This is a genomic window from Streptococcus pacificus (assembly GCF_016481305.1).
GTDB lineage: Bacteria > Bacillota > Bacilli > Lactobacillales > Streptococcaceae > Streptococcus > Streptococcus pacificus.
This window is the reverse complement of sequence record NZ_JAENBO010000004.1, coordinates 35,738-52,972: the sequence shown is the minus strand read 5'-3', so window position 1 is coordinate 52,972 and position 17,235 is coordinate 35,738. Positions and strand designations below refer to the sequence as shown.

General features: G+C 37.2%; 20 protein-coding genes and 1 tRNA gene. All 21 read right to left on the bottom strand.

From position 1 onward, the window contains the following. Nucleotides 1-13: 13 nt before the first annotated feature. Complete coding sequence (gene purR, locus JHK62_RS05770) at nucleotides 14-829, bottom strand: pur operon repressor (RefSeq protein ID WP_199575820.1); 816 nt, start codon at nucleotides 827-829, stop codon at nucleotides 14-16. A gap of 92 nt (nucleotides 830-921) precedes the next feature. Further along, nucleotides 922-1,866, bottom strand: a complete 945-nt coding sequence (locus JHK62_RS05765; RefSeq protein ID WP_199575819.1) for a 3'-5' exoribonuclease YhaM family protein — start codon at nucleotides 1,864-1,866, stop codon at nucleotides 922-924. Next, nucleotides 1,856-3,130: a DNA recombination protein RmuC gene (locus JHK62_RS05760; RefSeq protein WP_199575818.1), complete on the bottom strand. Its 1,275-nt coding sequence runs from the start codon at nucleotides 3,128-3,130 to the stop codon at nucleotides 1,856-1,858. The genes JHK62_RS05765 and JHK62_RS05760 overlap by 11 nt, the downstream gene beginning before the upstream one ends. 1 nt (nucleotide 3,131) lies before the next feature. After that, nucleotides 3,132-3,764 carry a thiamine diphosphokinase gene (locus tag JHK62_RS05755; protein WP_199575817.1) on the bottom strand — a complete coding sequence of 211 codons (633 nt, stop codon included), beginning with the start codon at nucleotides 3,762-3,764 and terminating at the stop codon, nucleotides 3,132-3,134. Then, nucleotides 3,757-4,416 (bottom strand): ribulose-phosphate 3-epimerase, encoded by a 660-nt coding sequence (rpe, locus tag JHK62_RS05750; RefSeq protein WP_199575912.1) that lies wholly within the window; start codon nucleotides 4,414-4,416, stop codon nucleotides 3,757-3,759. Before rpe ends, JHK62_RS05755 begins: the two co-directional genes overlap by 8 nt. A 7-nt stretch (nucleotides 4,417-4,423) precedes the next feature. After that, nucleotides 4,424-5,296 carry a ribosome small subunit-dependent GTPase A gene (gene rsgA / locus JHK62_RS05745; protein ID WP_199575816.1) on the bottom strand — a complete coding sequence of 291 codons (873 nt, stop codon included), beginning with the start codon at nucleotides 5,294-5,296 and terminating at the stop codon, nucleotides 4,424-4,426. 191 nt (nucleotides 5,297-5,487) lie between these two features. Then, entirely contained in the window at nucleotides 5,488-6,360 is an 873-nt protein-coding gene (gene rsmA / locus JHK62_RS05740) for a 16S rRNA (adenine(1518)-N(6)/adenine(1519)-N(6))-dimethyltransferase RsmA (protein ID WP_199575815.1), read from the bottom strand. Next, nucleotides 6,341-6,955: a ribonuclease M5 gene (gene rnmV, locus JHK62_RS05735; protein ID WP_199575814.1), complete on the bottom strand. Its 615-nt coding sequence runs from the start codon at nucleotides 6,953-6,955 to the stop codon at nucleotides 6,341-6,343. Before rnmV ends, rsmA begins: the two co-directional genes overlap by 20 nt. Further along, nucleotides 6,927-7,700, bottom strand: a complete 774-nt coding sequence (locus JHK62_RS05730) for a TatD family hydrolase (protein WP_199575813.1) — start codon at nucleotides 7,698-7,700, stop codon at nucleotides 6,927-6,929. Before JHK62_RS05730 ends, rnmV begins: the two co-directional genes overlap by 29 nt. 206 nt (nucleotides 7,701-7,906) lie before the next feature. Continuing rightward, a complete protein-coding gene (rpmH, locus tag JHK62_RS05725; RefSeq protein ID WP_018370325.1) occupies nucleotides 7,907-8,041 on the bottom strand; it encodes a 50S ribosomal protein L34 in 135 nt (44 codons plus the stop codon). 107 nt (nucleotides 8,042-8,148) lie between these two features. Beyond that, on the bottom strand, nucleotides 8,149-8,547 hold the full coding sequence (locus JHK62_RS05720; RefSeq protein WP_199575812.1) for a DUF3021 domain-containing protein: 399 nt from the start codon (nucleotides 8,545-8,547) through the stop codon (nucleotides 8,149-8,151). A gap of 11 nt (nucleotides 8,548-8,558) precedes the next feature. Next, nucleotides 8,559-9,008 (bottom strand): LytTR family DNA-binding domain-containing protein, encoded by a 450-nt coding sequence (locus JHK62_RS05715; protein ID WP_199575811.1) that lies wholly within the window; start codon nucleotides 9,006-9,008, stop codon nucleotides 8,559-8,561. Then, nucleotides 8,992-9,849: an ABC transporter permease gene (locus JHK62_RS05710; RefSeq protein ID WP_199575810.1), complete on the bottom strand. Its 858-nt coding sequence runs from the start codon at nucleotides 9,847-9,849 to the stop codon at nucleotides 8,992-8,994. The genes JHK62_RS05715 and JHK62_RS05710 overlap by 17 nt, the downstream gene beginning before the upstream one ends. After that, the gene (locus JHK62_RS05705) at nucleotides 9,846-10,694 is read right to left on the bottom strand and encodes an ABC transporter ATP-binding protein (RefSeq protein WP_199575809.1); all 849 of its coding nucleotides are present in this window, start codon (nucleotides 10,692-10,694) and stop codon (nucleotides 9,846-9,848) included. Before JHK62_RS05705 ends, JHK62_RS05710 begins: the two co-directional genes overlap by 4 nt. 190 nt (nucleotides 10,695-10,884) lie before the next feature. Next, nucleotides 10,885-12,546: a DAK2 domain-containing protein gene (locus tag JHK62_RS05700; protein ID WP_199575808.1), complete on the bottom strand. Its 1,662-nt coding sequence runs from the start codon at nucleotides 12,544-12,546 to the stop codon at nucleotides 10,885-10,887. Next, nucleotides 12,546-12,911 carry an Asp23/Gls24 family envelope stress response protein gene (locus JHK62_RS05695; protein ID WP_199575807.1) on the bottom strand — a complete coding sequence of 122 codons (366 nt, stop codon included), beginning with the start codon at nucleotides 12,909-12,911 and terminating at the stop codon, nucleotides 12,546-12,548. The genes JHK62_RS05700 and JHK62_RS05695 overlap by 1 nt, the downstream gene beginning before the upstream one ends. 136 nt (nucleotides 12,912-13,047) lie before the next feature. Further along, nucleotides 13,048-13,236 carry a 50S ribosomal protein L28 gene (gene rpmB, locus JHK62_RS05690; protein ID WP_018370332.1) on the bottom strand — a complete coding sequence of 63 codons (189 nt, stop codon included), beginning with the start codon at nucleotides 13,234-13,236 and terminating at the stop codon, nucleotides 13,048-13,050. A 191-nt stretch (nucleotides 13,237-13,427) separates the two neighbouring features. Beyond that, the gene (locus JHK62_RS05685; protein WP_199575806.1) at nucleotides 13,428-14,309 is read right to left on the bottom strand and encodes a class II fructose-bisphosphate aldolase; all 882 of its coding nucleotides are present in this window, start codon (nucleotides 14,307-14,309) and stop codon (nucleotides 13,428-13,430) included. 147 nt (nucleotides 14,310-14,456) lie between these two features. Next, nucleotides 14,457-14,542 (bottom strand) — tRNA-Leu (locus JHK62_RS05680). Between the two features lie 48 nt (nucleotides 14,543-14,590). Next, the gene (locus tag JHK62_RS05675) at nucleotides 14,591-15,520 is read right to left on the bottom strand and encodes an alpha/beta hydrolase (RefSeq protein ID WP_199575805.1); all 930 of its coding nucleotides are present in this window, start codon (nucleotides 15,518-15,520) and stop codon (nucleotides 14,591-14,593) included. A 70-nt stretch (nucleotides 15,521-15,590) separates the two neighbouring features. Continuing rightward, nucleotides 15,591-17,195 carry a CTP synthase gene (gene pyrG / locus JHK62_RS05670; RefSeq protein ID WP_199575804.1) on the bottom strand — a complete coding sequence of 535 codons (1,605 nt, stop codon included), beginning with the start codon at nucleotides 17,193-17,195 and terminating at the stop codon, nucleotides 15,591-15,593. Nucleotides 17,196-17,235: the final 40 nt, after the last annotated feature.

The window sequence follows — 17,235 nt, the reverse complement described above, 5'->3', positions numbered from 1 at the left end:
CAAAGAAATCCTATTAGTTATCAAATAGATTACCCAATTCCACATCTATTATCTGATTGTCAATATCAATTTTAGAAATGTGTAAGAGAGATTTGTAATCAAATTGGTAGTGCTTTTGTTGATTATTATCTGCAAAGACGCCAACGCCAACCAGAGTGCTTTCAAATTCTTTTAAGAGACTAATCATCCCAGAGATAGTGCCACCGCCCTTTAAGAAGTCATCAACGATTAATACTTTACTATTTGGCTTTAAACTCCGTTTTGAAAGAAACATTTTTTCAATACGGTCACTTGACCCGCTAGCATAGTTGACACTAACAGTAGAGCCTTCGGTTATCTTTAAATCACGTCTGACAATGACAAAAGGCACATTTAAAACATTGGCAACGGCATTTGCCAAAGGAACACCTTTGGTTGCTACTGTCATTACCACATCAATCTTTTCTTCTTTAAAGGCATCAGCAATGATACGTCCAATGTTTCTTAGAATTTCAGGTGTGCTTAGTAAATCCGATAAGTAAATATAACCACCCGGAAGGATACGATCACTATTTGAAAGACTAGTCGATAATTCTTCAGTGATTAAACGCGCTTCTTTTTCTGAAATGGTTGGAGTAAAAATAACGCCACCATTAGCGCCGGTTATCGTATCAATTTTACCAATAGCACTTTCTTCAAAGGCTTTTTTAATAATAGCAATATCTTCAGAAATTGATGACTTGGCAGATTCGTATTTCTCAGAAAAAGTGCTCAAACTCGTTATCTTATAAGGATTATTAATCAAGTAGTTAGAAATAACTACCATGCGTTCACTACGACGTAACTTCATCTTTTCAACCTCAAGTGTTTATTTGTTATATTATATCATAGGATTAAGAAAAAACGAACCTTTTCTCGAAAAAAAGGTTCATTTTTCGTGATTTATGATTCAAATCGAGGTTTGTAGAAAGAACGATTGTCCATAGCAAAGATTTTATTGGTCATCTCACCTGGCCCCACATTTTTTAGAGCTGTTGTCATCATCATCATTTCAGCATCAATATTATCAATAAAATGTAAGATCTCAGCTTCCATTATTTTGGGACGAACAGGACTACCATACTCCAGTTGTCCATGATGACTTAAGATGAGATGTCTTAAAACAGTGACCTCTTCTTTACCGTCATCAATACCTAACTCACTAACGACTTTGGTAATTTCTTCGTCGATAAGAGCAATATGACCAATCAGATTACCTCTAATCGTGTATTGCGTATTTTCTGAGCCTGTTAACTCGATAACTTTTGCTAAATCGTGAAGCATGATGCCTGCAAAGAGTAAACTCTTATTAAGGGCTGGATAAATATCACCGATCGCATCTGCCAGTCGCACCATTGTTGCTGTATGATAGGAGAGACCCGACTCAAAAGCATGGTGATTTGTTTTTGCTGCTGGGAAGGTGAAGAATTCTTTATCAAATTTGCGATAGAGGGCACGAACAATCCTTTGCCAAGTCGCATTTTCGATTTTGAACATCATTTGCTCTAAATAATCTTTAACATCTTCAAGGTTAACCTCTGATTTTGGTTTGAAATCGCTTGGATTGTTTGGTTCCCCGTGACGCACATTTCTAAGAGTGATTTGATTAACTTGGGGGGAGCCATTATAAACCTCACGTCGCCCCGTCATATGAACGACCTTGCCTGCAACAAACTCATCAACATTATAGGGTTGTGCATCCCAAAGATTGCCGTTAATTTCGCCTGTATCGTCTTGAAAAGTCATGGCGATAAAGTCTTTTCCTGCTCTTGTTTTCCTAAGTTCTGCTGACTTAATTAAGTAAAAGCCTTCAAACGTCTCATCTTTTTTCATCTGATTAATTTTCATTGTCTTCCTCGTTTTCTAAGAACGGTGTTTGTAAAAGCGATCGTGTGTAATCATCTTCATAGAGTTCAATATTTCTAAGCGCACGGTCAATCGCGTGACTTCTTGTGGTTAACAATTTATCAATATTGTTGCTGGCTTGGTTCAATTGTTTTTGAGCTGTTTGTAAGAGACCACCAAATTTACCAAATTCAGATTTGACATTTCCCAATACCTTACTAATATCATCAGCATTTTTTTGAATGTTAAGCGTTTTGAAACCAACAGAGAGTGAATTTAAAATAGCAGATAGAGTGGATGGCCCGGCCACTACGATATTTTCGTCTCTTCTTAAACTATCAAAGAAACTGGCATGGCGCACCACTTCTGAATAAAGGCCTTCTGTTGGTAAAAACATGATGGCAAAATTGGTCGTCTCAGGTGGGTTAAGGTACTTTTGTTTGATATCCTTAGCAAAGCGTTTGATACTTGCTAATAGTGATTTACGAAAACGTTCAATCAGTTCCTTATCTCCAGACTCGTAAGCATCTTCCAGACGATAGTAATCTTCTAGAGGGAACTTGGAGTCTACAGGAAGATAGACGTATTCTCCTTGGTTATTACCTGGCAGCTTGATAGCGTACTCGACACGGTCACTTGATCCCTTAATCGTTGAAAATTCTCTTTCATACTGACTTTCAGTCATAATGTCTTCGATAATTTGACCTAGCTGCAGTTCTCCTAGAATTCCTCTTGTCTTGGTATTTGATAATACTTTGTTGAGAGTACCAACATCACGCGCTACTGTCTTCATCTCTCCTAACCCTTTATTCACGCTTTCTAATTGTCTAGAAACGGATTCAAAAGACGTTTTGAGACGACTGTGTAGAGTTTTCTCTAATTTTTCTTCAACGGTTTGACGCATTTCTTCCAAGCGTTTTTCATTGGATGATTGCATGTCTTTTACTGATTGACCAAGAGATAAAGTGATTTGTTCCAAACGTTTGTCAGAACTGTCTCGATTGGCTGTTAGATTTTGATGAAGGACATCTCGCATCTCATTTAATTGTTGATACAAATCGGTTTGCAATCGATTCAGTTGGCCTTGATGGTCAATCAATTGATTTTTATTAATCATCTCCATTTGATAAGAAAGCTGTTCAGATAAATGGTTTAGTTGCTGGTCCATTGTATTTGTCAACTGTTTTTCCAACTGGCTAATTTTAAGATAGGCAAGAAAAATAACGATAAGACAAATAACAATTAAACCGATACTAATCATTAGCATGTTAACTCCTGTCTTTAGATTGAATCACAATAGCATAACCTGATGAGACTTCAATCGTAATTGGCTGGTTGATAAATTCGTTACTGGCGTATATTTGCTTTTTGAAAAATGTCCGTTCAGTTAATTCGTATTTTGCACCCTTTATCGTCAAAGGACTATTGTCATTCGTCATAAAAGAAACATAGGTCATACTAGTCACTTTTTCAATACTGTGTTTTCCTTTGGGGTAAAAACGAATATGGTTTTGAGCATCACGCACTGTGATTTGCTTCATTAAAGGATAAAGTTCTGGATCACTTGGTAAAAAAAGATTACTCATCTCATGGTCAATGCGGCCACCAAGAGCACCAAAAATCGTTACCTGTGCTTTAGGATATTGCTTAAAAATTATCTTTAAAGCCATTTCTGTATCCGTATCATTTTTTTCTGGTTTAGCAAGATAAAGGGTTTTGGCCTGTTGTTGAATGCGTTCAAATTCCTCTTTAGAGACTGAATCAAAATCCCCTACCGCCATATCAAGAGGAAGGTTTTGCTCTAGTAAAACTAAGCTCCCTCGATCAACACCAATATAATAATCAAAACTTCCTTCCCAAGTGTCAAAGAAACCACCTGTAAATAAAGCAATTTTAGTCATTTAAGGCCTCGCGTAAGGTAGCCACTCGAGCTTTAAAATCATCTTTAAAGAGATAAGAACCTGCTACAAAAACATTAGCCCCGGCCTCTTTGGCCAAGTGGATAGTCTCATGATCTATGCCACCATCTACTTCAATATCAAAGTTTAAGCCTTTTTCTTCTCGAAGAGCTGCAACTTTTTTCACCTTACTCATCATTTCAGGAATAAAGGCTTGTCCACCAAAGCCTGGGTTAACTGTCATGATAAGCACTTGATCAACCAGCTCTAAAACAGATTCAATCATTTCAACAGGGGTTCCTGGGTTAATCACGACTCCTGCTTTCATGCCTGCCGCCTTAATTTTTTGCAACGCCCCGTGAATATGTGGTGTGCTTTCAACATGGATAGTCATCATGTCGGCTCCCGCTTGTGCAAAATCTTCTACATAGCGTTCAGGGTTAACAATCATCAAATGGCAATCAAAAAACAGCTTACTGTGAGGGCGCATGCTGGCTACAACTCCTGCTCCAAAGGTAATATTAGGAACGAATTGGCCATCCATAATGTCAATATGGACATACTCCACATCTGTTTCTTCAATTCGTTTTAATTCAGAGGCAAAGTTAGCGTAGTCTGCAGATAAGATTGATGGGGCAATTTTATATTTCACAATGGATCTCCTATTTTCTTTTGATAGTTTTTTTGTATGTTTCGCGACGATTTTGAATTTCACTTAGTAGTTGCAGATAAGTGTCATAGCGTTTTTGCCATAACTCCCCGCTTACTAAAGCATCTTTTACTGAGCAACTTGGTTCATGAGTATGGGTACAACTTCTAAATTTACAGGTTTGACTGAGTTGATAGATTTCTGGGAAAGCTTTATTCAAATCTTCACTGGTTGTTATTTCGTAATCAAGCGAGCTAAAACCAGGTGTATCAGCAATTTTACCACCATTAAGGTTATAAAAACTGACCGATCTTGTGGTGTGTTTTCCTCTACCAAGACTATCAGAAATCTTACCTGTCTCAAGTGCCAAATCAGGGGCCATTTTATTAAGAAGTGTTGATTTACCAACACCCGTTTGTCCCATGAAAACGGTGATTTTATCTTTTAGTAGCGGTAGCAATTCCTCCAATGTATATAAAAAAGGATAACCAATAGTTTGGTATTGCTGGCGCGTGTCATCCATTTCAGTTCTATCGGATAACAAATCGAGTTTTGTGATATAGATGATTGGTTTAATCTGTTTGTGTTCTAATAAAACCAAAAAACGATCTAACAGATTGTTGTTAAAGTCTGGTTCTTTGGCACTCATGATGACAACAGCTTGATCAATATTGACAATGGGTGGTCTCACTAAGGCATTTTTGCGTTCTAGTATCTCTAAAATGTAGCCTTCTGAATTTTCTGCTGCAGAAAAAACAACTCTGTCCCCAACATAGGGCGTTTGTCCTTTCTTACGAAAATTTCCTCGTGCTCTTGTTTGATACACTTGACCATCTGATTCAATATAGTAAAAACCTGCAAGAGAATTTATAATTTTTCCTTCCAAGTGAACTCCTTTAAAAGTGATACCTTCATTATATCAAAAAACTCAATTTGTAGCCATTATCAATAAGGAATATTCCCTTGAAAAACACTAAAAAAGCATTGCCTCTAGACCGCTGTCTAATAATTCAATGCTTTTCTTTATAATTATTCGTAATCGTCCCTCAAAAGTGGCTATTAGCATCCAGATAGCAACTATAAACCTTCTTGTTTTAATCGGTCAGCTAGGTTGGCAAAATCACTGATACTCAAAGCCTCTCCTCTAATCTTAGGAGAAATCTCAGCAGCCAAAAGCGCCTTTTCTAACGAGGCTTTTACTTCTTCTGATTTTCCAAAGTAATTGGTTAAATTATTCCAAAGGGTTTTCCTGCGATGAACAAAGCTAGCTTTACTCACCTTAAAAAAGAAGTCTTCATCCAAAACCGAAACCAGAGGAGTTTCTCTTCGTACCATTTTTAAAATGGCTGAGTCAACATTTGGAGCTGGCACAAAAACCGTTCTTGGAACGATAAAGGCAACTTTTGCTGTCATATAATATTGGACAGCAATGGATAAACTGCCATAGGCCTTGGTATTAGGTTGAGCAGAAATACGATCCGCCACTTCTTTTTGCATCATGACAACAAACTCACTAAAAGGAATTTTACTCACAATTAAATGCATGAGAATTGGTGTTGTGATGTAGTAGGGTAAATTAGCAACTACCTTGATGGGAAGGTTGGGATTTTTAAAGCGTTTGATTTGAGTGGCTAAATCTGTTTTCAAAATATCCTCATTAACAACCGACACGTTATCAAAATCTCTTAGCGTCTCTGATAAAATGGGGATTAAGCGCTCATCAATCTCAAAAGCCATCACTTCAGCTGCATTCTCTGCTAGAAATTCGGTCAGCGCCCCAATCCCTGGACCAATCTCAATCACATTAACATTGTCATCAATCTCTGCGGTTGCAACAATTTTTTGAAGAATATTGGTATCGGTTAAAAAATTTTGCCCAAAAGACTTCTTAAAGGTAAAACCATGTCTTTCCAATATCGCTCTGGTAACACTATAATCTGCTATTCTCATTTTCTTCTTTCTCATACTTTTTCAGTGACTCTTCCACATCTTCTAATAAAATCCCGAAAAGTTCTAATCGTTTTAATAGTTGTTTGCCATTACTATAGCCAATGCGTAACTCTTGTCCGAGAAATTCTCTACGTCTACGACTATCCTCTGACAGGATTAATCGAAGACGAACAAGGTCTGATGTTTTAATGTTAAACTGATTCTCATCATCAAATGACTGCGTCACACCTTTTAACGCTTTTTGGAGATCTTCAAAGCTAGCATGCTCCACACCAAGCGAACGCCCTTTGGTTTTAGACTTTGGTCTTGCTTCACTTTGATTTAAAAAGGCATGTTTAAGGGTTGGTATAGCAGCCATAAGCCTTTTTCTAATTTGCTCCCCACTATAATCTGGGTCGGTAAAAACAATGACTCCTCTTAGGTCATGCAAACGCTCAATGCGTTCAATATCGTCTTCGGTTAATGCGGATCCTTTAGTCTCATAGGTATCCACATCATAAAAACGTCTCAGGTTGGTCGTATCATCTTTACCTTCAACCACTATTACTTCTTGTATCTTTATTTTTTCAGTCAAGTTTAAAAATCCTTTTGGCATTTTGATAAGAAGCCTCAGCCACTTCTTCTACTGATAAGCCTCTTAATTCGGCAATTTTCTCAACCACATAACGTGTGTAAGCTGTTTTGTTTTCACGCCCTCTTTTAGGAACCGGCGCTAGATAGGGGGCATCAGTTTCGACTAGCAATTTATCTAAAGGAATCTTTTGAGCTGTTTCTTGAACATCTAGTGCTTTTTTAAAAGTGACAACACCGGAAAAAGAAATCATCATACCAAGCTCGATAAATTTTTTAGCCATCTCTAATGATCCAGAATAAGAGTGCATAATGCCACCATAAGGGCCAACACCTTCTTCTTTTAACACTTGATAGGTGTCTTCTAGAGCATCTCTTGTGTGAATCACAAAAGGTAGCTCGTGGTCTTTCGCCAGTTGAATTTGGCGCCTAAAAATCGTTTTTTGAACCTCTTTCGGTGCTGTCATCCAGTGGTAATCAAGACCGATTTCACCAACAGCCACCACTTTTTCATCTGACAAATGAGACTTCAGAAAACGCTCTACTTCATCAGTATAAGTAGCCGCTTCTGTTGGGTGCCAACCAATGGTTGAATAGAGATTTGGATATTTTTGTGAAAGTTCAAGACTTCGTTCAATCGTTTCTTGGTCAAAACCAACGATATTCATCTTGACCACACCAAGTTCTTTAGCCATTGCAATTTCTTCGTCTTCACGTCCGAAAAACTGAGAAACATTTAAATGGGTATGGGTATCAAAAATTTTCATCACTGCTACTATAAGCCTTAATCTAGTCAAAACTAGCTAAGACTTGTCGCTTCCTTTCCATTCTTGCTCTTACTACTTTTTAAATGATAGTTTTACTTATTATATCATACTTCTTTATGTCTTTGTTTTATCACTTTAATCTTAATTTTACCAACAAAAAAATCAACAGGCTCGAGTTCCCGCTGATTTTTGTTTTATTATCTCTTTAATTATGCAGACAATACTTTGCGTCCTTTACGACGACGGCTTGCTAATACGCGACGGCCATTTTTTGTTGCCATACGATGACGGAAGCCATGCTTACGTTGACGACGGATTTTACTTGGTTGAAAAGTACGTTTCACTTTGAATACCTCCTCATTAGATTTTTGTATTCGTTTAGCCGGCTATTTCTTTGATCAGTTACTAAACATACTAAACCATTCTATAATAAATGAGAGGACTTGTCAAGCTAGCCTTTCTTTTTTTTGAGCCTATCATTGATTTCTTGCACCTGTTTTTTAGAAATTAAAAACATGATAAATGAAATGGCAAAATAAATGATGAAAAATTGGATAATAAAGCCTAAGTAAACACCGATATTTGACCCAAAATCAACCCAATGATTAAAATAATTCATGGCAAAAACAATCAGAAAAACAATCACCAAATGGATTAATGATTTTCTAAAGAATGACCAACGATTATTTTCATAAATTAATGATGCCAACCCGATAAAACCACTTAAAACAACAGTTGTGATGATTTGTTGCACAGTCTGTGCTGGTAATTTAAAAGCCAAAAGAAATAGAATATAGATAATCATACCAATCCCTATACCAAAAATGTAATGTGTCCAATATTTTTTCATGATACTCCTCCTTATAAGCCTAAACGGGCTTCTAAATCTTTCAAATACCTACGACTAACAATAGTTCTAATATTCTTATCTAGCCTTGCTGTCATATTACCTGAAAAACTTGCTTCTAAGTAATTTAAATGGTTGATGTTAATTAAACTTTGCTTAGACACTTGCACAAAATCAGGATTTTTTAGACGGTCTTTAAATTTATAAAGACGATCTGTTGTGCGTAAGGTCTCTGTTGTTGTTTCTAAAATAAGTTGTGTGCCATCGACATCAACCAAAATCAAGTCTTCCACTTTTAAGAGAACAATCCGATCTTCTGTTTTAACCGGAATGACATTGGGTGTGATTTCCGAAAAAAGCTCTAAATAATGTAGCAAATCAGCCACTTCTTTGTCATAGCTAGCTTTTTTGATAATGATTTCTAACTGTTCTTTTGAACGGTCTTCTTCAAAGCGACAATCCATCTGCCATCACCCCTTTTTTTACAAATTTGTTTATGAGAATCAATATGATGCTTATAAGGATAGCAATAATCACTAATACTATGGCATCTTCTCTTATCGTTGTCAAGTGCTGCCAATTCACCCCGATACCTAAGAATTCTCTCATCGATTGTGTGAGACCATCAAACCGATTATCCAGAAAAATCTGGCGATATAAAGAGGATAGGTAAATGGCAGGTGTGTAGGTTAAAACTTTTTGAGCCACTAGTGGTAAAACTCCTATACTAATGTAGGAACCTGTTAAAAAACCAGCCAGAGTGCCAACAATATTGCCCAAGACTTCTAAGGTACTACTCTTTTTAATAAAGTAAAGTAGTAACATCGCCATTAACGAACAAACTAGAGAGGTCAAACAGATGGCTAAAAAGAGAATTAACAGTTGTGGTAAAGACAACAATAATTGATACTGGAGATAAAGAGTTGTTAAGCTCAAAAAAGAAATAAGCACTTGCATCAAGACTCCAATTAGAGTGGCACTTAAAAAATAAGAGAATTGTAAGCGCCATAAACCTACTTCTGTTAGCAATAAATCAGCCATCACTTGACGTTCTCTATCATAGACAAAGCGCGATACAGCAGATAAAGTTGTACTAATAGCAGCTGTGGCTAAAACCCCACCCATCATCCACAAGTCTAAAATCTGATTAGCATCAGGTAGCGAGGTGAAAGCTTCTAATAAATTATCTCGCAAAAATAAGAAATATAAACCATAACCAATAAGAGCGCCAAGTATTGAAAAAATCACTCTCATTTTATTACTAAAATAAAGAACGATATGACGTTTGACTAAAATAGATATCATTTGATCTCCTTTCCAGTTAGTGCCATAAAAGCATCACTTAAAGTGGCTTTTTGATAGTTAAAATCAATAATGTCAGGTGCATAGCGACTTAAAATAGCAATACTGTCCTTTGTTGTGATGGCTTCAAAAACAAGAGTTTGACTATCTATCAGTCTGGCACCTTCAAAACGATGGGACAAACCAGGATTACAAGTGATAATAAGACGATTTTTAGCATGAGCCGTAATCAATTCAGATACTTTTCCTTGAGCAAGGAGTCTTCCTTCTTCCAAAATATAAACCTTGTCTGCTTGCTCGGCTTCTTCTAGATAATGAGTGGTTAAAAATATGGTTAGCCCTTGTTCTTTCAAGCGATTTAAAAATTGCCACAAAAGGGTTCTCGTTTGCACATCTAATCCTGTTGTCGGCTCATCTAAGAATAAAATATCTGGTTGGTGGACGAGTGCCCTTGCAATATCAACACGACGTCTTTGGCCTCCTGATAATAGACCGTAACGCTTCGTTAAAAGTGGTCTTATTTCCAATAAGTCAAGTAATTCTTCATACCACTGTTGATTTTTGTGTCGATATAAGGCGAAGCGACTTTTTAAATTTTGTGACACTGTCAAATCACTGTCTAAGACGCTCTCTTGAAAAACAACACCCACGGATAAACCTGATTTTTTGCTAATTTGACCCGAACTAGCTTCCAAGAGACCTGTTAATAATTTCATTGTTGTTGATTTGCCGGCACCATTTGTTCCTAGGTAGGCAACCAATTCTCCTTCAAGTAATTCAATGGTCAGATTTTTTAGTGCCAGTTTACTGCCATAGGATTTACTAAGATTCTTTGTTTTGATCAGCATGATAACCCTCCTTACAGTCATATCATAGCAAAATAAAAAAAGCTTGACACAAGAATCACGCTAAGCGGTTAATTTCTTTTGATAAGTGGTCAAAAAAAGAATTTGTTGTGAGAAATTATCTGCTATTCTTAATCTAGAAAAGAAAAAAGCCGTTAGTATTTTCTAACGACTCTTTCTTATCATTTGCTAATTATTCAACACTCATCAAGTATGGGTAAACAGGTTGATCGCCTTGATGAACCTCGATATCTAAATCATCGTAAGTTTCTTCTAGGTAGGCAACAATACGATCTGACATTTCTTTTGTGCCTTCTTCTCCAACATAAATACTAATGATTTCACTGTCTTCAGTAATCATTTGGTCGAAGGTTTCTTTAAGTGCACTTTCCATATCAGGATTAGACACTACAATTTTACCATTGACCATGCCTAGAATATCGTCTTTTTTAATCGCTAAACCATCAATAGTCGTATCTCTAACAGCTAAAGTCACACTACCACTAGTCACATCTGAGAGACTCTCAGTCATAGCTTCGAAATTTTCTTCTAATGAATTGGAATCATTGAAGGCCAAAAGACTAGTAAATCCTTGAGGAATGGTTCTTGTTTCAACGACTTTAGTTGGTACATCAACAACCTCAGCAGCTGTTTGAGCAGCCATAAAGATATTTTTATTGTTAGGTAAAATAATAATATTATCAGCATTAACTGCTTCGATTGCTTTAACGATATCCTCAGTTGATGGATTCATTGTTTGTCCACCAGAAATGACATAATCAACACCTTGCGATTTAAAGATGCTTGCTAAACCATCACCAGCAACAACCGTAATAATACCATATTCTTTGCGCTCTTTTGGTTCATCATCGTTTACTTTTTGGACTTGAGTATCATGTTGATTTCTCATATTGTCCACTTTCACTTTCATCAAAGCGCCATATTTGAGACCTTCTTGAATGACAAGACCTGGATCTTCTGTATGAACGTGAACTTTTACAATTTCATCATCATTAACCACTAAAAGAGAATCACCGAGATTGCTGAGATAATTTTGAAAATCATTGTAATCAAATTCTTTAACATAGGTTGGTCCCTGTTTAAGACCTACCATAATCTCTGTACAATAGCCATAGGTAATGTCTTCTGTTGCCACATGTCCAACAACAGCTTTATGATGTTCAGCATTAATCATTTCACTCATGATAGCAGGAGTGGCTTCAAACTCTTCTGAAACCATAAAATCACCAGTTAAGGCTGATAAAAATCCCTCATAAATATAGACGAGTCCTTGACCACCTGAGTCTACAACACCAACTTCTTTAAGGACTGGAAGTAGGTCTGGTGTTTTAGCTAAGGCTGCTTTTGCCCCGTCAAGAGCAGCGCGCATGACTTCTATTGCATCATCTGTTTCTTCAGATTTGTTAATAGCAGCTCTTGCAGCCCCTCGAGAAACCGTAAGAATAGTTCCCTCAACAGGTTTCATGACAGCATTATAAGCCACTTCAACCCCAGATTGAAAGGCTTGTGCTAAATCCTTACCACTGAGTTCTTCTTTTCCTTTAATGCTTTGGCCAAAACCACGAAACAATTGTGATGTAATGACCCCAGAGTTTCCCCTAGCTCCCATTAAAAGACCCTTAGATAGAATTTCTCCCACTTCACCAACGGTTTTAGCAGATTTTCCTGCCACTTCTTTGGCACCATTTTCCATGGTCATGCCCATATTAGTCCCAGTATCACCATCTGGCACCGGAAAAACGTTTAATGAATTGACGTATTCAGCTTGTTTGTTAAGACGAGTACTTGCTGCTTGTACCATGCCTTGGAATAAACTTGTTGTAATATTTGACACTAGTCTTCTCCTACCACCTTGATATTTTGAACATAGACATTAACCATATCCGTTGAAATGCCCAACTGATTTTCAAGATTAAACTTAACACGTTCTTGAATGTTTTTTGACACTTCGCTAATTTTGACACCATAACTCATAACGGTATAGACATCAACAGAAATACCTTCTTCTGTTGATCTCACAACAACACCTTTGGCGTAGTTTTCTTTGCGTAAAAGCGCTTGGAAGTTATCTTTCAGTGTACTTTTACTAGCCATTCCCACAACACCAAAAATTTCTGTTGCTGAACCGCCAACGACTGTTGCAATGACATCGTCTGACAATTCAATTTGACCATCTTTTGTATTAATTTTTACAGTCATATTTACTACCTCAAAAGTTTTTATTACTTTATTTTATCATATTATCAATACATTGTAAAAAAATCCCTGTCTTTTCATTAACTCACTTCTCTTGCTTAGTTTTTGAGTAATAAAAAAAGAGCTTTCGCCCTTTCCATTAAACACGTTCTACTTTTCCAGATTTAAGTGCACGAGCTGATACCCAAACTTTTTTTGGTTTACCATCAATCAAAACAGTTACTTTTTGAAGATTTGGTTTAACAGTACGTTTTGTTTGGTTCATCGCGTGTGAACGGTTATTTCCTGATACAGTCTTACGACCTGTAAAGTAACATACTTTAGACATTTGTATTTCCTCCTACGTAGTATATATAAGGATGTGCTAGCACCACATACCGTAGTATTATAACATAAGCTAAAAAAGATAGCAAGGACATTTTCTTGAAATGTTTTCCTTCACTCTCTCCACAAAAGACTTTGCTACTCCATATAAAAAAGAGTCCACCTTATATGGTAGACTCTCATAATAACTTATGGCTAGGCTTTATTTTCTGATCCGAAAACATCGATACGTTCTTCGATAGCATCTTGAACGGCTTTGATACCTGGTGCTAAGAATTTACGTGGATCGAATAATTTTTTCTTGTCATATTCTGCTGCGTTAGCATTGTATTCTGCTGCAAATTTACGAGTAGCATCTGAAAAGGCAATTTGACCTTCAGTGTTAACGTTAACTTTAGCAACACCTAATTTGATAGCTGCTTGAATTTGTTCATCAGGAATACCTGAACCACCATGTAAAACGATTGGCACACCTGGAAGAGCTTCTGTTAATTTCTTCAAGTGGTCAAGGTCTAATCCTTCCCAGTTTTCAGGGTAAGGACCATGGATATTCCCAATACCAGCTGCTAAGAAGTCAACACCTGTTGCAACCATTTCTTTAGCGTCTTCAACTGGAGCAAGCTCACCCTTACCAATGATACCATCTTCTTCACCACCGATAGTTCCTACTTCAGCTTCAACTGAAATACCTTTAGAATGTGCTAAAGCAACCACTTCACGCGCTTTTTCAAGGTTTTCTTCAATTGGTAGATGAGAACCATCAAACATAATTGATGTGTAACCTACTTCAATAGCTTCTAGGGCATCTTCATAGTGTCCGTGGTCTAAGTGAATAGCAACTGGCACTGTAATGTTCATTGCTTCAACTAAGTTAGCAATAAGATTACGAGCAACACGGTAACCACCCATGTATTTAGCTGCTCCCATAGACGTTTGAATAAGAACAGGAGCTTTTTTTGCTTCTGCGGCACGCAAGATAGCTTGTGTCCATTCAAGGTTATTTGTATTAAATCCACCAACAGCGTAGCCGTTTTCACGTGCTGCTTTGACGAATTTTTCTGCTGAAACGATTGGCATTTTAATAGCCTCCTCAATATTTTTTAGGATAATTCCTATTACTCGTTCATTTTATCACATTCTCCCTAAAAATACCAGTCTTTAGAAATCAGAAAAAACGCTTTCTTAAGGAGAAAATAAAAAAACCAGCAAAGCTGGTTCTAAATTTGCGGAGAGAGGGACTTGAACCCTCACGACCTAAAGCGGTCACAGGATCCTTAGTCCTGCGCGTCTGCCAATTCCGCCATCCCCGCGATTGACAACATAGTAGATTATATCAATTTCTTTATTTTCTGTCAATATTATTTAGTGTATTTCTTTAAAAAGCTAACAATTTTTTCTTCATAGGCCTTAATGTCAGTCGAAAAGGTTTTGGCGTGGTCTGCTCCCTCAACAATATAAAGTTCTTTTGGAGCCGTAGTCGCTTCATAATTCTTATAAACCATCTCAGTAGGAACAAATTTATCTTCCGAGCCATGGATAAAGAGGATTGGCCTGGTATTTTTCTCTAATTGTTTGATAGAGCTGGCTTCCCCATAAGTAAAACCGGCACGAATTTTTGACATGGCTGACACTTGGTATAAAAGCGGAAAAGCTGGTAGGTTATACATATCCTTTGCTTGATAGACTAATTCATCCCAGACACTTGTATAGCCAGCATCTTCAATAATGGCGGTGACTTGTTTAGGGAGTTCCTCTTCTCCACTAGCCATCATGACAGTCGCACCTCCCATAGATAAACCATAGAGAATAATTTGACTATTTGGATTCGTCTCTGCCAAAATTTCTGACCACTTGATAATATTTAAACGATCATTCCACCCATAGCCAATGATTCGTCCTTCACTGTCTCCAGCAGCAATATTATCAGGCATAAGAACATTATAGCCTAATTTGTGAAACAACCAGCCATAAGCCAGCATTCTTTCTTTACTTGATGAAAAACCATGAACAACAATAACAGTTTTATCTGTCTCTTTAGGCGCTTCCACATACCAAGCCACCTGCTTGAGACCGCCATTTGTCATTTCCAGGGTTGTCTTTTCTAAGGCCGCAAATTCTTTCTCATAGGCATAGAGAGGATCTGTTTTTGGTGTTGGTTTATTATTAATAAACGATTTTTCAGCTCTCACTTGGGCTTCATTAAAAAAATAGAAGGTTGCTCCGATAGAAATCATACTGATAAGTCCTATAAAAATAATGATGACTTTTGATAAGGTTAGCTTTTTCATAATTGCTATTATATCTTATTTTAGCCAAAAGATAAAGAACTCCAATCCACTCGAAGTTCTTTATTTTCTATTAGTGACTGTTTTTTACTGCAGCTGTCACAAAGGCTGTGTATAATTCTTCTGGTCGATTTGGACGGCTATGGAGTTCTGGGTGATATTGCGCTGCAACAAAGAATTTTTTATCAGGCAGCTCAACCACTTCCATCAATCGATTATCAGGTGAAACTCCTGAAAAGACAAAGCCAGCTTCTTCAAATTGCTCACGGAACTTAGTATTAAATTCATAGCGATGGCGATGGCGTCTTTGAATGACTTCTTGATCGTTATAAGCTTTAGCAGCAACACTACCACTTTTTAGTTTACATGGGTAAAGACCAAGCCTTAGGGTACCCCCCATATTTTCAATATCAATTTGGTCACGCATGATATCAATGATTGGATAGTTAGTCTCAGGATTAAGCTCAGAAGAATTGGCACCTTCTAAGTGTAAAACATGTCTTGCAAACTCAACACAGGCAAGTTGCATACCAAGACAAATTCCTAGCATTGGCACATCTTTTTCACGCGCATAACGAATCGCCTCAATTTTTCCTTCTGTTCCTCTTTCACCGAAACCACCGGGAACAATAATCCCATCTGCTTCAGATAGCAATGAATCAACAGTCTCTTTTGTCACATCATTAGAATTTACCCATTTTAAGTCAATCATTGAATCATTGACATAGCCAGAATGTTTGAGTGCCTCAACAACTGATAAGTAAGCATCTGGTAATTCGACATACTTACCGACAAGCGCAATTTTAGTTTTCTTTTTAAGTGACATAACCTTATCAACCATTGCGGTCCATTCACTCATATCAGCTTCTGGGACATCAAGACGAAGATGGTCACAGACAATCTGATCCATATTTTGAGCTTGCATGTTTAATGGAATTTGATAAAGGTGCTCAACATCACGTGATTCAATAACTGCTTCTGGCGCTACATCACAAAATTGAGCTAGTTTATTTTTAATACCTTGTTCAACCGGTTTTTCGGTTCTAATAACCAGCATATTAGGTTGAATCCCCAAGCCACGTAATTCTTTTACGGAATGCTGAGTTGGCTTGGTTTTCATTTCACCAGCAGCCTTTAGATAAGGCAGAAGTGTCGTATGGATATACATGACGTTGTCACTACCGACATCTGATTTCATTTGGCGAAGGGCTTCTAGAAATGGAAGACTCTCAATATCACCTACGGTTCCACCAACTTCTGTGATAATGACATCCGAATCTGTGGTAGATGCCGCTCTTTTAATTTTTTCTTTTAAAGCATCAGTAATATGAGGGATGACTTGGACAGTTGCCCCTAAATACTCACCTTTTCTTTCTTTCTTAAGAACCTCACTGTATATTTTACCAGTGGTGACATTAGAATATTTGTTAAGATTGATGTCGATAAAACGTTCATAGTGACCCAAATCAAGATCTGTTTCAGCCCCATCATCAGTCACATAGACCTCTCCGTGCTGATAAGGACTCATTGTTCCTGGGTCAATATTGATATAAGGATCAAACTTTTGAATCGTTACTTTTAAGCCACGATTTTTAAGCAGTCTTCCTAAGCTAGCTGCCACAATTCCTTTACCAATAGAACTAACCACACCACCTGTCACAAAAATATACTTTGTCATCTTTTGCTCCTTTATTAATAGTCTTTTAAAATAAAAAATG

Coding starts and splice junctions, on each gene's coding strand:
- purR (WP_199575820.1), bottom strand. CDS start 829: ATGAAGTTACGTCGTAGTGAACGCATGGTAGTTATTTCTAACTACTTG.
- JHK62_RS05765 (WP_199575819.1), bottom strand. CDS start 1,866: ATGAAAATTAATCAGATGAAAAAAGATGAGACGTTTGAAGGCTTTTAC.
- JHK62_RS05760 (WP_199575818.1), bottom strand. CDS start 3,130: ATGCTAATGATTAGTATCGGTTTAATTGTTATTTGTCTTATCGTTATT.
- JHK62_RS05755 (WP_199575817.1), bottom strand. CDS start 3,764: ATGACTAAAATTGCTTTATTTACAGGTGGTTTCTTTGACACTTGGGAA.
- rsmA (WP_199575815.1), bottom strand. CDS start 6,360: ATGAGAATAGCAGATTATAGTGTTACCAGAGCGATATTGGAAAGACAT.
- rnmV (WP_199575814.1), bottom strand. CDS start 6,955: ATGCCAAAAGGATTTTTAAACTTGACTGAAAAAATAAAGATACAAGAA.
- JHK62_RS05720 (WP_199575812.1), bottom strand. CDS start 8,547: ATGAAAAAATATTGGACACATTACATTTTTGGTATAGGGATTGGTATG.
- JHK62_RS05715 (WP_199575811.1), bottom strand. CDS start 9,008: ATGGATTGTCGCTTTGAAGAAGACCGTTCAAAAGAACAGTTAGAAATC.
- JHK62_RS05710 (WP_199575810.1), bottom strand. CDS start 9,849: ATGATATCTATTTTAGTCAAACGTCATATCGTTCTTTATTTTAGTAAT.
- JHK62_RS05705 (WP_199575809.1), bottom strand. CDS start 10,694: ATGCTGATCAAAACAAAGAATCTTAGTAAATCCTATGGCAGTAAACTG.
- JHK62_RS05695 (WP_199575807.1), bottom strand. CDS start 12,911: ATGACTGTAAAAATTAATACAAAAGATGGTCAAATTGAATTGTCAGAC.
- rpmB (WP_018370332.1), bottom strand. CDS start 13,236: ATGTCTAAAGTATGTTACTTTACAGGTCGTAAGACTGTATCAGGAAAT.
- JHK62_RS05685 (WP_199575806.1), bottom strand. CDS start 14,309: ATGCCAATCGTTTCAGCAGAAAAATTCGTCAAAGCAGCACGTGAAAAC.
- JHK62_RS05675 (WP_199575805.1), bottom strand. CDS start 15,520: ATGAAAAAGCTAACCTTATCAAAAGTCATCATTATTTTTATAGGACTT.
- pyrG (WP_199575804.1), bottom strand. CDS start 17,195: ATGACAAAGTATATTTTTGTGACAGGTGGTGTGGTTAGTTCTATTGGT.